Annotated in this window: 11 protein-coding genes; 6 read left to right on the top strand and 5 right to left on the bottom strand. The window is 68.6% G+C overall.

Going from position 1 to position 17,303, the window contains the following annotated elements; all coding sequences use genetic code 11:
• The first annotated feature begins 2 nt into the window (after positions 1 to 2).
• Together T8K17_RS03485 and T8K17_RS03480 are read left to right on the top strand one after the other, a co-directional pair.
• Entirely contained in the window at positions 3 to 4,397 is a 4,395-nt protein-coding gene (locus T8K17_RS03485; protein WP_322333115.1) for a translocation/assembly module TamB domain-containing protein, read from the top strand.
• Between the two features lie 28 nt (positions 4,398 to 4,425).
• A complete protein-coding gene (locus tag T8K17_RS03480) occupies positions 4,426 to 4,905 on the top strand; it encodes an acyl-CoA thioesterase (protein ID WP_322333114.1) in 480 nt (159 codons plus the stop codon).
• 316 nt (positions 4,906 to 5,221) lie between these two features.
• On the opposite strand, the gene T8K17_RS03475 is transcribed toward T8K17_RS03480, so the two are convergent.
• Positions 5,222 to 5,467 (bottom strand): hypothetical protein, encoded by a 246-nt coding sequence (locus T8K17_RS03475; RefSeq protein ID WP_322333113.1) that lies wholly within the window; start codon positions 5,465 to 5,467, stop codon positions 5,222 to 5,224.
• 144 nt (positions 5,468 to 5,611) lie between these two features.
• On the opposite strand from T8K17_RS03475, the gene T8K17_RS03470 reads away from it, so the two are divergent.
• The gene (locus T8K17_RS03470; protein ID WP_322333112.1) at positions 5,612 to 5,905 is read left to right on the top strand and encodes a helix-turn-helix transcriptional regulator; all 294 of its coding nucleotides are present in this window, start codon (positions 5,612 to 5,614) and stop codon (positions 5,903 to 5,905) included.
• Here T8K17_RS03470 and T8K17_RS03465 read toward each other — a convergent pair.
• Together T8K17_RS03465 and T8K17_RS03460 are read right to left on the bottom strand one after the other, a co-directional pair.
• Complete coding sequence (locus T8K17_RS03465) at positions 5,887 to 7,140, bottom strand: serine hydrolase domain-containing protein (protein WP_322333111.1); 1,254 nt, start codon at positions 7,138 to 7,140, stop codon at positions 5,887 to 5,889. The two genes, T8K17_RS03470 and T8K17_RS03465, sit on opposite strands and share 19 nt — an antisense overlap.
• A 47-nt stretch (positions 7,141 to 7,187) precedes the next feature.
• Positions 7,188 to 7,988, bottom strand: a complete 801-nt coding sequence (locus T8K17_RS03460) for an undecaprenyl-diphosphate phosphatase (RefSeq protein ID WP_322333110.1) — start codon at positions 7,986 to 7,988, stop codon at positions 7,188 to 7,190.
• Positions 7,989 to 8,304: 316 nt separating this feature from the next.
• On the opposite strand from T8K17_RS03460, the gene T8K17_RS03455 reads away from it, so the two are divergent.
• From T8K17_RS03455 to T8K17_RS03445, 3 genes are all read left to right on the top strand, one after another.
• On the top strand, positions 8,305 to 9,744 hold the full coding sequence (locus T8K17_RS03455) for an NAD(P)-dependent oxidoreductase (protein WP_322333109.1): 1,440 nt from the start codon (positions 8,305 to 8,307) through the stop codon (positions 9,742 to 9,744).
• Between the two features lie 42 nt (positions 9,745 to 9,786).
• Positions 9,787 to 14,331 (top strand): glutamate synthase large subunit, encoded by a 4,545-nt coding sequence (gltB, locus tag T8K17_RS03450; RefSeq protein WP_322333108.1) that lies wholly within the window; start codon positions 9,787 to 9,789, stop codon positions 14,329 to 14,331.
• A 284-nt stretch (positions 14,332 to 14,615) separates the two neighbouring features.
• On the top strand, positions 14,616 to 15,647 hold the full coding sequence (locus T8K17_RS03445) for a histone deacetylase family protein (RefSeq protein WP_322333107.1): 1,032 nt from the start codon (positions 14,616 to 14,618) through the stop codon (positions 15,645 to 15,647).
• A gap of 177 nt (positions 15,648 to 15,824) precedes the next feature.
• Here the strand turns inward: T8K17_RS03445 and T8K17_RS03440 are convergent, their stop codons facing one another.
• Together T8K17_RS03440 and T8K17_RS03435 are read right to left on the bottom strand one after the other, a co-directional pair.
• Complete coding sequence (locus T8K17_RS03440) at positions 15,825 to 16,502, bottom strand: DUF1194 domain-containing protein (protein WP_322333106.1); 678 nt, start codon at positions 16,500 to 16,502, stop codon at positions 15,825 to 15,827.
• Positions 16,503 to 16,507: 5 nt separating this feature from the next.
• Positions 16,508 to 17,296 carry a DUF1194 domain-containing protein gene (locus tag T8K17_RS03435; RefSeq protein WP_322333105.1) on the bottom strand — a complete coding sequence of 263 codons (789 nt, stop codon included), beginning with the start codon at positions 17,294 to 17,296 and terminating at the stop codon, positions 16,508 to 16,510.
• Between the last annotated feature and the right edge of the window lie 7 nt (positions 17,297 to 17,303).

Genomic DNA, 17,303 nt, shown 5'->3' with positions numbered 1-17,303 from the left:
CCATGCTGCGGCGCGCGCTCCTCATTCTTGGCGGCACGCTCGGCATCCTGGCGGTCGCGGTGCTGGGGCTGCTGGCGCTTGCCAACACCGACTGGGGCCGCGCCCGGATCATCGCCCTGGTGGAGGATGCCACCGCCGACGGCCCGGTGCGGGTCAGCATCGGCGCCATCGACGGCACCCTGCCCGGCCGGATCGAGTTGCTGGACGTCTCCGCCTATGACAGCCGGGGCGAGTTCGCCCGGGCCGGATCCCTGGTGCTGGACTGGGACGTGCTCGACCTGCTGGGCGGGCGGGTTTCGGTGAACGCCCTCGCCCTGGCCGACGCCCGGCTCGACCGCATCCCCGAGCTTCCGCCGACCCCCGAGGAGCCGGAGCCGGAGACTCCGGAGCCGCTGTCCCTGAAATTCGAGCTGCCGGGTATCGAGGTGTCGCTCGACCGACTGTCGGTCGACGCGCTCGTGCTGGGGGCCGATGTCGCCGGCGAACCGGTCACCGTCACCGCCGACCTGTCCGCCGCCCTGACCGACGCGGATATCCGCGCCGGCGGCTGGATCGAGGCGGTCCGGGAGCAGGGGCCGCCGGCCCGCGCCGAGATCGACGCGGCACTGGTGCCGTCGAGCGGCGTGTTGCGCGCCGAGATCAGCCTGCGGGAGCCGGAAGGCGGGCTGGTCGCCGGCTTGTTGGAGATCGAAGGCCGTCCGCCCCTGGCCCTGTCGCTGACCGGACAAGGCGGGTTGGAGCGCTGGCAGGGCGCGCTGGAGGGCGGTTTCGGCCCCAACGCGCGGGCCGATCTGGATCTCGTCGTGACCTCCACGGAGCAGGGATACGGCCTGTCGGTCGACGGGACCGTCGCCGCTTCTCGGGTGGCGCCGCCCGAGCTGCGTACGCTTCTGGCCGCGCCGATCGTCCTGGCGCTGGAGGCCCGGGCCCATCCGGACGGCAGCGCCCGACTGGAAAACCTGAGGATCGGCCTTCCCTCGGCCGAGCTGACAGGGTCGGCCGAGATCGACGCGGAGGGGACGCCGGTGGCGGCCCAGGCCGATCTGGCGGTTCCGGACCTCGCCGCCTTCGCCGGGCTCGCCGGCACCGACCTCTCCGGTCCGCTCACGCTCTCCGCCCGGCTCGACATGCAGGGGCGGCGGCTGGCCGTGACGGCCGGGGGCGCGCCGTCGGTCCAGGCCATCGCCCTCGACGATCTCGCCCTGTCCCTCACCGCCGAGGCCGACGACGCCCTGGCGACCGTCCCCGACCGGATCCGCCTCGCCCTGGACGGCGGGGTGGCCACGCCGCAGGTGGACGGGGTCGACACCGTGGATCTGCTCGGTCCGCGCCTCACGCTGGCCGCCGCCGGGTCGGTGGCGCCGGATACGATGGACGCCACGGTCGACAGTCTGACCCTGACCACCGCGGCGGCAACGCTGGAGGGTACGGCGTCCTTCACCGGCGGCGAGACGCTGACACCGTCCCTGCGCCTGACGGCCTCCGATCTCTCCCGCTTCGCCGATCTCGCCGGCATGGACCTGTCGGGCGCGGCCGAGGTCGAGGTGGACGGGACCCTCGACCTCGACCCGCTCGCCCTGTCCGCCACCCTCTCCGTCGCGGGGGCCGAATTCGGTCTCGGCGACCCGGCCCTGGAGCGGCTGATCGGCCCGGCGCCGAGCCTGATCGCCGGCATCGGGCTGGATGCCGAGCAGCATCTGGATCTCGTCGGGATCGAGCTCACGGCGGATGCGGCCCAGGCCACCGGCGACGTCTCCCTCGATCTGGGCGGCGGCGAGATCGGCGGGCGGATCGACCTCAATGCCCCTGACCTGTCCGCCCTGAGCGGGATCGCCGGCACCGACCTGTCCGGTGCCGCGGCGGTTGCCGTGGCTCTGGGCGGCACGCTCGACGCGCCGGCGGCCTCAGCCTCCTGGCGGATCGTGGATCTGGTTGCGGCCGGCACGCCGGTGGATGAGATCACCGGCTCGGTCACCGCCTCGGGTCTTCCGGACGCTCCGGTCGGACGGGTGCAGGCGTCTCTGGGCTTTCGTGGGGAGCCGGTGGACCTGACCTTCGGCTACGCCCTCGCCGACGGTTCGCTGCGGGTCAGCGGCCTGTCGCTCGACGGGCTGGGGACGACCGTCACGGGCGGTGCGGCGGTCGATCTGGACAGCAACCTCGCGCGCGGCGAGCTGGAGATCGCCATCGCCGATCTCGGCATCGTCGGCACCGCGCTGAACGCCCCGCTTGCCGGCGGCAGTGTGACGGGCGCGGTGCGGCTGACCGACAAGAAGGGGCAGGGGGTCGGATTGACTCTGGATGCCGCCAACCTGGCCGTGACCGACGGTCCCGTGGTCGAACGCGTCTATTTGGAAGCCTCCCTGGCCGATGCCACCGGCAAGGCGGCCGGCCGGGTCGACCTGACCGTGACGGGTGTCTCCGCCGACGGGGCGACCCTGAAAACGGCGGTGCTCGACGCCGACGTCACCGGCGGTGTGGCGCAGGTGACCCTGAATGCCGAGGGCGAGGCGGGCGTGCCGGTGCTGCTCGCGGCGGCGGCAACGGTCTCGCTGGATCCGACGCTCGGGCCGATCTCGGTGCGGAAGCTCGACGCCGATGTGGGCGATGTGGCGATCCGTCAGCGGGGTACGATGCAGGTCGCCCTGGACCCGGCACCGCGGATCGACGGCATCGACCTGGCGATCGACGACGGACGGGTCAGCGGCCATGCCGGGCTCGACACCGCCGACCTGGATATCGCGCTGGCCATGCGGGAGCTGCCGGCTAGCCTGGCGCGGCTGGCCGACCCGACCCTGGAGCTGGACGGACGGATCGGCGGCGACGTCAGGGTCACCGGGCCGATCGAGAACCCGAGGGCGGAGATCTCCCTGTCCACGTCGGGCGTGCGGACCCTCGATCCCAATCTCGCCGATATCCCGCCACTGGTGGCCGATCTCGGCGTGAAACTTTCCGACCGCCAGGCGACCGCCAAGGTCAACGCCTCGATCGGCGAAGGCGCCACGGTGACCCTAACGGCCATGGTGGACGGTGCCGCCGGGCCGGCGGGATCGCCGCCGGTCTTCGAGAACAGCGCCCGGCTGGACGCGCGGCTGGACGCGGACATGGATCTCGACCGAGTCTCCGCGTTCCTGCCGCTCGACCTGGTGGCCCTGGGCGGGGCGGCGCAGGCGCGCATCACCGCGGGCGGGACCATCGGCGACCCGGCGCTGGCCGGCGCGGTGACGGTGGACCGGGGGCGGGTCGACGTGCCGTCGGCCGGGCTTTACCTGCGCGAGGCCACGCTGCGGGCCGAGGGCGCGGGCCAGGAACTGGTCATCCGCCGGTTCGACGCCAAGGCGGCCGGCGGCGGCACGATCAGCGCGTCCGGCACCCTGTCGGCCGATCCGGAAACCGACTTCCCGGCGGATATCCGCATCACCGCCGACAGGTTCAACGCCTCCGACATGGACATGGCCTCGGTCTCCGTCGACATGGACCTGACGGTGCAGGGCGCGATGCCGGAATACCTGCTCGCCGGCAAGGTGACGGTGCTACCCACCGAAATCCGCATTCCCGAGAACCTGCCGCCGAGCGTGGTCAAGATCGAGGTGGTCGAGATCAAGGACGGCCGGGTGGTCGAGGACCCGGAGGAAGAGAAGCGCGAGGAAGAAGCCCGGGAGGAGGCCGGCGCGCCGCTGCGCCTGGATATCGAGATCGACATTCCCGGCCAAGTCTTCGTGCGCGGCCGCGGCCTCGACAGCGAGTGGGGCGGCCATCTGACGGTGACCGGGCTGGCCGACGCGCCGGTGGTGGACGGCGAGATCTCGGTGCGCCGCGGCGTGCTGAGCGCGGTCGGCGAGAACTTCAATTTCGAACGCGGCCGGGTGATCTTCGACGGCGGCCCGGCCGAGGATCCGGCGCTCGACATGCGTCTGACCGCCGAGCTGACGGAGATCACCGCCTCGGTCGTGGTCGGCGGGAACGCCAGCGACCCGGATATCAGCCTGGAAAGCACCCCGGCCCTGCCGGAGGAGGACATCCTCTCCCGCATCCTGTTCGGCTCCGACAAGGCCGAGCTGACGCCGATCCAGGCGCTCAAGCTGGCCCGGTCGGCGGCGATCCTGTCGGGCGGCTTCGGCGCCGGTCCGGGCGTGACCGAACAGGTGCGCGATGCGCTCGGCGTGGACACGATCGACGTCGACACCAGCACCGCCGATGACGGGTCGGTCGGCGCGTCGCTCTCCGTCGGCAAGTATATCGCCCCTGGGGTTTTCCTGAAGCTGCAGCAGGGCCTTTCCGGCGCCTCCAGCCGGGCGGTGGTGGAAGTGGAAGTGACCGATAGCATCTCGGTGGAGACCGATGTGGGCGCGGATTCCCAAAGCCGGGTTGGCGTCACCTACGAGCTCGACTATTGAGGGGCCTCACGCTTTTCGAGGACCTCCGATGACCGACGCCGCTTTCGATCCGAGCACGCCCGCCAGCTTCGCTTTCTGGACCCAGGAGCGGCTGCGTGCCGGCGATCTCGACATCGTGGGACATGTGAACAACAACGCGATCGGCGTGTTCCTGGAGAACGGCCGGGTGCGCATGTTCATGGCGGCGGGCGAGAACCTCTACAGCGCCGCGGCCGAGGGCGGCTCGCCGGAGACCACCTGGGTGGTGCGGCGGCTGGAGACCGATTTCGTGCGGGAGATCCGCTTTCCCGGCATCGTGTGGACCGGCACGCGGGTGACCCGGTTCGGGACAACGTCATGCCGGGTGGAGCAGGGGATCTTCGTGGACGGGACCTGCCGGGTGACGGCGGTGGCGACCGCGGTGTGCTTCGATCCGCGTCTGCGCACGTCTGTGCCGATATCGGATACGTTGCGTGCGAACCTCATCCAGGCCTGCGAGGGGGATGGAGACGGTCCGTTTCCGGGGTAATTCCCTTCATATCTTCCTCATCTCGATTTCCTGGAGCCCCCGAGAGGGGGCATCCAGGATCCTGTGACGGGCGCCGGAACGCGGTCCTGGATCTGCGCCCTTGCGGGCTTCGTCCAGGAAGTCGGTCAGGGAGAAGGGTGCGGGAGGAGTGGGGGAGAAGCAGGGAAACCGGCTCGTCGTTAAACCTATTCGACTTCCTGGACGCCCCGAAGTTTCAGGGCGATCCAGGATCCTGTGACGGGCGCCGGAACATGGTCCTGGATCTGCACCCTTGCGGGCTTCGTCCAGGAAGTCGGTGAGGGGAAGGGGAGGCCCCTCAGTTGCGGAGCGGAACCGTGGACACCGTCGCGCTCGGATGGCTGAACATGTAGCGGTGGACCGCCACCTCGTCGTCCATGATCCGGGTCTCGGTTCCGTCCGTCACGCTGTACATGAAGCCGGGGCGCAGGCCCGGCAGGTCGGCCTTGGCCTGGGCGCCCGACGCACTCACATGGGTGCTCTTGAACAGGGCGAGTTCGCCCTCGTAAGCGACCCCGTTATGCAGAAAAAGATGACGCGCCATCGTGGCCTCCATTGTTCCAGAAATATGTATATGCGCACGAGGTGCGTCTAATCAAGAGGAAGAACCGCACGTCGTGCGCATTTTATATTGGCTACTTGTTTAATAAGCTGTTAAATCCCGGCTCGACCGAGTGCGAGGGTATGCGTGGCCAAACAGCCCAACGATTCCAATGTGATGAAACCGGCGGACTTCAAGCGTTGGCGCAAGACGCTGAAGCTGTCGCAGAAGGAAGCCGCCGAAGCGCTCGGTCTGAAGCGCCGTGTCGTCCAGTATTACGAGAAGGGCGAGCGCGACGGCGAGAAGGTGCAGATCCCGAAATACATCCGCTTGGCCTGCTCTGCCGTGGCGTCGGGCGTGGCGGACTACGACGGCCCGCCACGCGACAAGGATCCGGCGGCCCCGGAACCGCTCGGTGAGCCTCAGTCCACCAGCGACTGATAGGTCAGCACCCGGAGCTCGCGGCGCAGCGGCCAGGAGGACGACGGGGTGAGCTGGGTGAAGAACACCGCCGAGATCTCCTCCGCCCGGTCGATCCAGAACCCGGTGCTCGCCACCCCGCCCCAGGCGAACTCGCCGACGCTGCCCGGGATCTGGGCGGCGGCGGTGTCCAGCAGGATGGAGCCGCCCAGGCCGAAGCCGATGCCGACCATCGGCATTTCCGAGAAGCTCGACTGCCCCATGGAGGCGATGTCGCCCGGCAGGTGGTTCGACATCATCAGGTCGACGGTCTTGCGCCCGAGGATGCGGGCCGCGCCGAAGGTGCCGCCCCGGCGCATCATCTCCATGAAGCGCAGATAGTCGGGCAGGGTGCCGACCAGGCCGCCGCCGCCGGATTCCATCGCCGGCGTGCCCAGGAACTTGGAGGTGCCCGGCTCCTCGCCGCGCTTCATGCCCTGGCCGGCCTTCTCGTAGCACGGCACGAAGCGGCCGACCTTGTCCTCCGGCACGCCGAAGAACGTGTCGATCATCCCCAGCGGCTCGAAGATGCGTTCGCGCAGGACCTCGCCCAGCGGCTTGCCGGCGACGACTTCCACGAGGCGGCCGAGCACGTCGATGGCGACCGAATAGGTCCACTGGCTACCCGGCTCGAACAGCAGCGGCACCGCGGCGGTACGTTTGGTCACCTCGGCGGCGCTCTCCTTGCCGGGGAAGTAGTTGACGTTGTTCTTGCGATAGGCGGCCCCGATCGGGCCCGGATCGAAGAAGCCGTAAGTCAGCCCGGCGGTGTGGGTCATGAGCTGGCGGATGGTGATCGGGCCTTCTGCCGGCCGGGTCACCATGCTGTCGCCCTCGCCCGAGACATAAACCCGGGGCTCGGCGAATTCGGGCAAGAAGCGGCTGATCGGATCCTCGAGCTGGAACCGCGCCTCCTCGTAATAGGTCATGGCTGCTGCCGTGACGATCGGCTTGGTCATGGAGTAGATGCGGGCGAGGTGGTCGACCGCCGGCGCCTGCTTCGCGTCCGGGTCGGTGTAGCCGCGGGCGTCCAGATAGGCGAGCTCGCCGCCGCGCAGGATCGCGGTCATCGCATAGGGCAGCTTGCCCGCCTCGACATAGCGGTCCATCCAGTCGCCGATCCGCGCCAGGCGGCCGGCATCGAAGCCCAGCGCCTTGGGGTTCTCGGTCTGGTTGGCGAAGGCCGCGAGGCTCTGGTGCTCGGCGAATTCGGTCATGTCGGCTCCCTCCAATGCTTTTGGGAGCCGAGATTAGGCAGGGATGCTCAAGCCGTATAGAGCCAGATCAGCAATCCGCCGCCCATCAGGATCCGGTAAATCACGAAGGGCAGGAAGCTCGCCCGCTTCAGCCAGCCCATCATCAGGGCGATCGAGACCAGGGCGGCGATGAAGGACAGACCGCCCGCGATCAGCGCGTCGGCGGTGAGCTGGGCGTCGCCGGCCTCGTAGAGATCCAGCCCGATCAGCGCACCGGCGGCGAGAATCGTCGGGATGCCCATCAGCATGGAGAACCGGGCCGCCTCCTGGCGCTCGTAGCCGAGCGCCCGGGCGGCGGTCATGGTGATGCCGGACCGGCTGGTGCCGGGAATCAGGGCCAGCACCTGGGCCAGGCCGATGAACAGCGCCTCGCCGTAGCGCATGTGCTCGATCCGCCGCAGGGTCATGCCGACATAGTCGACGATGCCGAGCAGAATGCCGAAGCCGAGGGTGGCCCAGGCGACGACCTCCGGCGAACGCGGCATGCCGCCCATGTAGCGCTTCAGGGCATAGCCGGCACAGATCACCGGGATGGTCGCCAGCACGATCTGCAGGGCGAGGCGAAAGCCGGGATCGCGGCGGCCGCGCAGGCCGTTCAAGGTCCCGAGCGTCATCCGCCCGATGTCGCGCCACAGGTACAGACAGACGGCCAGCAGGGTGCCCACATGGACCGCGACGTCGATCACCAGCCCCTGGTCGGCCTCGCCGGTCAGCGACGGGATCAGGATCAGGTGGCCCGACGAGCTGATCGGCAGGAATTCGGTGATCCCCTGCACGATGGCGATGAGGATCAGATGTTCGATGGACACGCGCACTTCCCCCGCTGTCCGATGGCGCGGCTCGGACAATATAAGATTCGCTCGTCCAACGCAGGCGGCAAAAATAGTCTCATTTCGGAATTATAATCATCCACAGACGGCTATGCCGACCGATGTGATCCGGGATTGTTCCCAGGCTTTGGCGAGTGTAGGATCCGATTTAGGCCCAAAACGGACCTAAATACGACTTTTGGTCTTTTTCGACTCTCCCTGAACGTGTATAGAGGCCGCCCGCCACGCGATAAGGCGGGAGTTAAGGATCCGGGATCGCGCCTGCGCGCCCGGTTCCAGATGAGGAGACGACGCCATGACGACCGATCGGATGCTGAAGTTTGTCGGAACCGAAAAGCGGATGCCCCAGAAGCGCGCCGCCGAGGACCGCCGCACCGATTTCGGCGAGATCTACAACGAGTTCGATCCGGCCCGGGCGGAGGAGCAGGCCGGCCGCTGCTCGCAATGCGGCGTGCCCTACTGTCAGGTCCACTGCCCGCTGCAGAACAACATCCCCGACTGGCTGATGCTGACGGCGGCTGGGCGCCTGGAGGAGGCCTACGAGATCTCCTCGGCGACCAACAACTTCCCGGAGATCTGCGGCCGTATCTGCCCGCAGGACCGCCTGTGCGAGGGGAACTGCGTCATCGAGAAGGGCTTCCAGTCGGTCACCATCGGGTCGGTGGAGAAGTACATCACGGAGACCGCCTTCGATAACGGGTGGGTGAAGCCGGTCAAGCCGGTGCGCGAGCGCGAGGAGTCTGTCGGCATCATCGGCGGCGGACCGGGCGGCCTGGCGGCGGCGGAACAGCTCCGCAAGCGCGGCTACCAGGTCCATGTCTACGACCGCTACGACCGCATGGGCGGCCTGATGATCTACGGCATTCCGAACTTCAAGCTGGAGAAGGAGGTCGTCGAGCGGCGCACGGTCCTGCTGGCCGACGGCGGCGTGCAGTATCACGCCAACACCGAGATCGGCCGCGACGTCACCCTGGACGAACTGCGCCAGCGCCACAGCGCCGTGCTGATCGCCACCGGCGTCTACAAGGCCCGCGACATGCAGTGCCCGGGCGTCGGCCTGGACGGCATCTATCCGGCACTCGACTACCTGACCGCCTCCAACCGCAAGGGCCTGGGCGATGCCGTGCCGGAATTCGACAACGGCACGCTCGACGCCAAGGGCAAGAAGGTCGTGGTCATCGGCGGCGGCGACACCGCCATGGACTGCGTGCGCACGGCCATCCGCCAGGGTGCCGAGGCCGTCACCTGCGTCTACCGGCGCGACCGGACCAACATGCCCGGCTCCCAGCGCGAGGTCGCCAATGCGGAGGAAGAGGGCGTGACCTTCGAATGGCTCGCCGCGCCGGAAGCCTTCGTCGGCGGCGAGACCGTGGACGGCGTGCGCTGCCAGCGCATCCATCTGGGCGTGCCTGACGCCACCGGCCGCCAGACCCCGCAGCCGATCGAGGGCTCCAGCTTCACCATCGAATGCGACATGGCGATCAAGGCGCTCGGCTTCGATCCGGAGGACCTGCCCGGCCTGTTCGGCGCGGCCGACCTGAAGGTCTCGCGCTGGGGCACCATCGGCATCGACTTCAAGACCATGATGACGAGCCTCGACGGGGTGTTCGCCGCCGGCGACATCGTGCGCGGCGCCTCGCTGGTGGTCTGGGCGGTGCGCGACGGCCGCGACGCCGCCGACCGCATCCACGACTACCTGACCGCCAAGGCCGAGACGGCCCTGTCGGCCGCCTGACCCATCCCGCAGACACCGTTTGCTGACCCGAGGAGGCCAGACATGTCGGACACGCCCATCCTGAACGGCGAGACTTTCGTGCGCGAGTGGCGGGAGAACGCGGCCAAACTGCAGGCCGGCCACGCCTACGACCCGGCCCATGAGCACGAGTCCTGCGGCGTCGGCTTCGTCGCCGCCATCGACGGCAAGCCGCGGCGCGAGGTCGTCACCTCGGCGATCCAGGCGCTGAAGGCGGTCTGGCACCGCGGAGCGGTGGATGCCGACGGCAAGACCGGCGACGGCGCCGGCATCCATATCGAGATCCCGGCCGACTTCTTCCGCGAGGAGGTCGCCAATACCGGACACAAGCTGCTCGACGAGCGGATCGGCGTCGGCATGGTCTTCCTGCCGCGCACCGACCTCGCCGCCCAGGAGCGCTGCCGGATCATCGTCGAGTCGGAGATCCTGAAGACCGGCTGCTTCATCTACGGCTGGCGCCAGGTCCCGGTCGACATCTCGGTGATCGGCGAGAAGGCGAACGCGACCCGCCCGGAAATCGAGCAGATCATGTTCTCCGCCCCGACGGAGCATGACGCCGACCAGATCGAGCGCGACCTCTACGTCATCCGCCGCCGGATCGAGAAGGCGGCGCTGGCCGAGCACATCACCGACTTCTACATCTGCTCGATGTCCTGCCGCTCGATCATCTACAAGGGCATGTTCCTGGCCGAGCAGGTGGACCAGTTCTATCCCGACCTGACCGACGAGCGGTTCGTGTCGAACTTCGCCGTCTACCACCAGCGCTATTCGACCAACACCTTCCCGACCTGGCGTCTGGCCCAGCCGTTCCGCGTGCTGGCCCATAACGGCGAGATCAACACGGTTAAGGGCAACGTCAACTGGATGGCGAGCCACGAGACCCGGATGGCGCATCCGACCTTCGGCGAGCTCATCGAGGACCTGAAGCCGGTGGTGCAGGCCGGCTCCTCCGACAGCGCGGCACTGGATGCCACCTTCGAGCTGATGGTCCGTTCCGGCCGCGAGCTGCCCATGGTCAAGACCATGTGCATTCCGGAGGCCTGGACCGAGGAAGACGACCTGCCGCAGTCCTGGCGCGACCTCTACGCCTATGCCAACGCGGTGATGGAGCCCTGGGACGGCCCGGCGGCGATCGCCGCCTATGGCGGGCGCTGGGTGCTCGGCGGAATGGACCGCAACGGGTTGCGGCCGCTGCGCTATTCGGTAACCGATGACGGCCTGCTGATCGGCGGGTCGGAGGCCGGTATGGTCCGTGTCGACGAGTCCAAGCTGATCGAGAAGGGCCGGTTGGATCCGGGCCAGATGATCGCCGTCGACCTGCTCGAGGGGAAGCTCTACCACGATGCCGAGCTGAAGGACCTGCTGGCCAACAGCCGCCCGTTCGGCGAGTGGATCACCGAGAGCACCAAGATCGACAAGCTGATCCGCGCCGAGCACGAGGAGAAGCCGGCTTTCGAGCGCGACGTGCTGCGCCGCCGTCAGGTGGTGGCCGGCTGGACCCTGGAGGACATGGAACTGCTGCTGCAGCCGATGGCCGAGGGCGGCAAGGAAGCCGTCGGCTCCATGGGCGACGACACGCCGCTGGCGGTTCTGTCCGACAAGTATCGCGGCCTGCACCACTTCTTCCGGCAGAACTTCAGCCAGGTGACCAACCCGCCGATCGACAGCCTGCGCGAGCGCCGGGTGATGACCCTGCGCACCCGCCTCGGCAACCTGGGCAACATCCTCGACGAGGACAGCGAGCAGTGCGACCACCTGCTGCTGGAAAGCCCGGTGCTGACCAATGCCGAGTTCCACGCCATGCGCGACTACATGGGCGAGACGGCGGCGGAGATCGACTGCACCTTCGACGCCGAGGGCGGCCCGCACGCGCTTGAGACCGCGCTGAACCGGATCCGCCAGGAGGCCGAGGACGCCGTGCGCGGCGGCTGCACGCACGTGATCCTGTCGGACATGGAGACCACCCCGACCCGGGCCGGCATGCCGATGATCCTGGCGACCGGTGCGGTGCACAGCCATCTGGTCCGCCAGCAGCTCCGCACCTTCACCTCGATCAACGTGCGCTGCGGCGAGGTGCTGGACGTGCATTACTTCGCCGTGCTGATCGGCGTCGGCGGCACCACCATCAACCCCTATCTCGTTCAGGAGGCGATCGCCGACCGGCTGTCGCGCGGCCTGTTCGGCGACCGCACGCTCGAGGACTGCCTCGCCAACTACAAGAGGGCGATCCAGGACGGCCTGCTGAAGGTCATGTCCAAGATGGGCATCTCGGTCCTGTCCTCCTATCGCGGCGGCTATAACTTCGAGGCGGTCGGCCTGTCCCGCTCCCTGGTGGAGCAGTATTTCCCGGGCATGTCCTCGCGCATCTCCGGCCTCGGCCTGAACGGCATCCAGGCCAAGGTCCTGGCGATGCACAAGAAGGCGTTCGACGAGAGCGTCGTGCCGCTGCCGGTGGGCGGGCTCTACCGCTACCGGCGCACCGGCGAGCGTCACGCCTTCAACGGCGACATGATGCACGCCCTGCAGCGCGCGGTGGAGACCGACAGCTACCACCTCTACAAGCGCTACGCGAACGCGGTCTACGACGAGGCGCCGATCAACCTGCGCGACCTGCTCGGCTTCAAGCAGGTCAAGGAGACGGTGCCGCTCGACGAGGTCGAGTCGATCACCGACATCCGCAAGCGGCTGATCGCCCCGGGCATCTCGCTCGGCGCACTGAGCCCGGAGGCGCACGAGACGCTCTCCATCGCCATGAACCGCATCGGTGCGAAGTCCGACAGCGGCGAGGGCGGCGAGGATCCGGCCCGCTTCCGGCCGCGGCCGAACGGCGACAACCCGAGCTCGGCGATCAAGCAGGTGGCGTCCGGCCGCTTCGGCGTGACGGCGGAATACCTGAACAACTGCCGCGAGATCGAGATCAAGGTGGCCCAGGGCGCGAAGCCCGGCGAGGGCGGCCAGCTTCCCGGCATCAAGGTGAACAGCCTGATCGCCCGGCTGCGCCACTCCACGCCCGGCGTCACCCTGATCTCGCCGCCGCCGCACCACGACATCTACTCGATCGAGGATCTGGCCCAGCTCATTTACGACCTGAAGCAGATCAACCCGGACGCCCGGGTCTGCGTGAAGCTGGTCGCCTCCACCGGTATCGGCACCATCGCCGCCGGCGTGGCCAAGGCCCATGCCGACACGATCCTGATCTCGGGCCATGGCGGCGGCACCGGCGCCAGCCCGCAGACCTCGATCAAGTATGCCGGCATCCCGTGGGAGATGGGCCTGTCGGAGGTGCACCAGGTGCTCACCCTGAACCGCCTGCGGCACAAGGTGACCCTGCGCACCGATGGCGGCATCAAGACCGGCCGCGACGTGGTGATCGCCGCCATGCTCGGCGCCGAGGAGTTCGGCATCGGCACGGCCTCCCTGGTCGCCATGGGCTGCATCATGGTCCGCCAGTGCCACTCCAACACCTGCCCGGTGGGCGTGTGCACCCAGGACGAGGGGCTGCGCGCCAAGTTCGAGGGCACGCCGGAGAAGGTGGTGAACCTGTTCTCCTTCGTCGCCGAGGAGGTGCGCGAGATCCTGGCGAGCCTCGGCATGCGTCACCTGCGCGAGGTGGTTGGCCGCTCCGACCTGCTGGCCCAGGTCAGCCGCGGCGATCCGTCCCTGGACGACCTGGACCTGAACCCGATCCTGGTGCGCGCCGATACCGGCGGCCTGCCGCCCTACAACACCGTCGAGCACCGCAACGAGGTGCCCGAGACCCTCGACGCCATCATGATCAAGGATGTGAAGCCGGCGATCGAGGGCGGCGAGAAGCTGCAGCTCACCTACAACATCGCCAATACCCAGCGCGCCATCGGCACCAAGCTCAGCTCGGTCCTGGTCCGCAAGTACGGCATGTCGGGCCTGCAGCCGGGGCACATCACCGTGCGGCTGCGCGGCACCGCCGGCCAGTCGCTCGGCGCCTTCGCCGTGCAGGGGCTGAAGCTGGAGGTGTTCGGCGACGCCAACGACTATGTGGGCAAGGGTCTGTCCGGTGGCATCATCTCGGTCCGACCGATGACGGCGGCATCCTTCACGCCGAACGAGAACACGATCATCGGCAACACCGTCCTGTACGGGGCCACGGCGGGCAAGCTGTTCGCCGCCGGCCAGGCGGGCGAGCGGTTCTGCGTGCGGAACTCCGGCGCCGACGCGGTGGTGGAGGGCTGCGGGTCGAACGGCTGCGAGTACATGACCGGCGGCACCGTGGTGATCCTGGGCGAGGTCGGCCACAACTTCGGCGCCGGCATGACCGGCGGCATGGCCTTCGTCTACGACGCGGCGGGGAATTTCGAGCAGGTGGTGAACCCGGAAACGGTGATCTACCAGCGGATCGAGACCGACTACTGGGAGATGCTGCTGCGCCGCATGGTGTCGGAGCATGTCCGCGAGACCCAGTCCCGCTTCGCCGAGCGGCTGCTGATCGACTGGCGCCACGAGCGCGACAATTTCTGGCAGGTGGTGCCCAAGGAGATGGTCAGCCGCCTGTCCCAGCCGATCAGCAACACCACGCGGGAACGGCGGGCGTAAGCCTCCGCCTTTCTCACCCCAGTTCCGTCATCCCGGCGGCTCCCGTCCCGGATTTAATCCGGGATTGATCCGGCGGCAGGGCCGCCCTGACATTGGGGCGGTTCCGGCGTCGGCGGCTTGGTCCTGATTTGCATCAGGACGACGGTCGGGGTTTGGAAAAAGAAAAGGTCGTCGTCCTGACGAAAGTCAGGACCAAGCCTCCTCCTTATCTGCCCGCTCCAACCCTTGCGCCCCCGCCGCAGAGCCCGCTACACCTGCAGGTAGGACCGAGCAGGAGAGATGAGATGCGGGTCGTTCTGGCCGATGACTACAGCGTGCACGCCCCCAGCGGCTTCATCAGCCGCGGCAACCGAGCACCCAACCCGGAAGTGCCGGAGCGCGCGGCGATCCTGCGGCGGGCGGTGGAGGCCGGTTCCCACGAGGTGATCGCGCCCCAGGATTTCGGCCTTGCTCCGGTCCAGGCGGTCCATGCCGCCGACTATCTCGACTTCCTGCAGACCGCCTGGGACAAGTGGTCGGCCCTGCCGCACCATGCGCCGGAGATCCTCCCGAACGTGCATCCGGGACGGAACATGGACATCCACCCGACCCATATCGTCGGCCTGGCCGGCCATTATCAGGCCGACACCGCCTGTCCGATCGGGCCGGGCACCTGGAAGGGCGCGCTGTCTTCGGCCCAGGTGGCGCTGACCGCTGCCGATGCCCTGTGGCGCGACGGCAAGCCGACCTACGCCCTGTGCCGGCCGCCGGGACACCATGCCTATGGCGACCAGGCGGGCGGGTTCTGCTTCCTGAACAACTCGGCCATCGCCGCCCAGTACCTGCGCGACCAGGGGGCCGCCAAGGTGGCGATTCTCGACGTGGACGTGCATCACGGCAACGGTACCCAGGGCATCTTCTACCGCCGGGGCGACGTGCTGACCGTGTCTATCCACGGCGATCCGCACAGCTACTACCCCTTCTTCACCGGCTATGCCGACGAGATCGGGGCCGGTCCGGGCCGCGGGGCGAACGTGAACCTGCCGCTGCCGCAGGGGACCGGCGACGCGGAATATCTGGAGACCCTGGACACCGCCCTGGCCGCGATCGACGCCTTCGGCGCGGACGCCCTGGTCATAGCGCTCGGTCTCGACGCGTCGGAGAAGGATCCGCTGGCCTTCCTCGGCGTCACCACGGAGGGATTCCGCCAGATCGGCGCCAAGCTCGGCGCCGGCAGCCGGCCGACGGTGATCGTGCAGGAGGGCGGCTACATCTCCGACATCCTCGGCGACAATCTGGCGGCGGTGCTGGCGGGCTTCGACGGCGCGCGGGGGTAAGGGGAGGGCTTCCCGCCCCCACCCATCTCCATATCACTCCCCGGATTTATTCCGGGGTGAGCCCTCGAGGATGACCGGGCGCGTCGGGGCGCACACGGACGTCCGCTCAAGCCCCGGCGTTGCCCCGGAATAAATCCGGGGAGTGCGAGATGAAAGGGAGATGAGCGGGAGAGCGCCCTAAGAAATCGGCACCGGTTGGATCTCGCGCAGCAGCTTGCGGCGGATCTGGCCGATATAGTCCTCGTAGTCGGACGCCCGGATCATGAAGGCGCCGAAGCCGCCGATCAGGCTCTCCTCGAAATAGTCGCCCAGCCCCGGCACCTGGTTCTCGATGGCCACCGCGTTGATCGTGATCCCGCGCTCCAGCACCAGGTCGCGGGCCACCGCCAGGGCCGGGCCCTGGTTGTTGTAGCCGTCGCCGGACAGGTCGATCACCTTCCGGGTCCCCTCGAACCCGTTGGCGTCGAACATGGCGGCCGAGTAAAGCACCGAGGCGGAGATCGAGGTCGCGCCGGTGATCACTTGCCGCGGGGCGGCGCTGATCTCGGCGGCGAAGGCGCGGGCGTCGTCGGCATTGCGGATCACCGTCCAGGGAATGGACACCTCCTGGCGCTCCGCGCTCGACCATTCCACCAGGGTGACGGCAATCGCCCCCAGCGGTCCGGCGGCGATCGCGTTCGCCAGTTCCTCGTCCTCGAAGGCGAGGGTCAGGCCCTGGAGCTGCAGGTTGAACTCGGTGTAGTCGACGCTGGCGGAGCTGTCGACGGCGAGGACCAGCTCCAGATCGACCGGTTCCGCCGCCTGCGCCGGGCCCGCCAGCAGAAGGCCGGCCAGGATCGCTGCCAGGACCCGCATGGACGCTACCATCGATCGGCGGCCAGGACTGTTGCCGCGGCTCCGGCCGGGAGCGGGGCGGCGGGGGCGCTGATGTTCATCGTGCGGATCTCGCGGATCAGTTTTCGGCGGATGGCCCGGGGATAGTCGGCGTAGTCGTTGGCCACCTCCACGAAGGCGGCGGTGCCGCCGATCACCCGGTCCTCGAAATAGTAGTTCAGGGTCGGATGCTCGTTGACGATGGCGAGGCCGTTGATCGTCACGCCCTGGGCGACGATGCCTTGGCGGACGGTGTCCACCGGCGGGCCCTGGTTGTTGCGGCCGTCGCCGGACAGGTCGATCACCAGCCGGCTGGCGTCGAACGGATTGGCGTGCAGCAGGGCGTTGGCGAAGTCGAGGGCACCGGCGATGGAGGTGGCGCCGGTCAGGATCTGCCGCTGCAATCCGTCGATCCGGTCGGCCAGCGCCGTGGCCCCGTCCGGACCGTCGACCACGGTCCAGGGAATGTCCACCGACTGGTCCGCGTGGCCCGCCCATTCGATCACGGTCACGGCGATCCGCTTGAACGGGCCGCTGGCGATGGCCTTCACCACCTCCGGATCGCGAAAGGCCTGGGCAAGGCCGCCGCGCTGCAGCGCGAATTCGGACTCGTCGACGCTGGCGGAGCTGTCGACGGCAAGAACAAGGGCGAGGTCGACCGGCGTCTGGGCCTGGGCGACGGGGGCCGCGCAGGCCAGGGCCACGACCCACGGCGCCGCGACGACCGCCGGTCGAAGGGCACGGGCAAACCGGCGAAGGAAATGCGGCGCTCTCATGGTGGAA

Source organism: Thalassobaculum sp. OXR-137 (genome assembly GCF_034377285.1).
Taxonomy (GTDB): Bacteria; Pseudomonadota; Alphaproteobacteria; order Thalassobaculales; family Thalassobaculaceae; genus Thalassobaculum.
The sequence above is the reverse complement of the archived record's forward strand: the minus strand, read 5'-3'. Positions and strand labels throughout refer to the sequence as shown.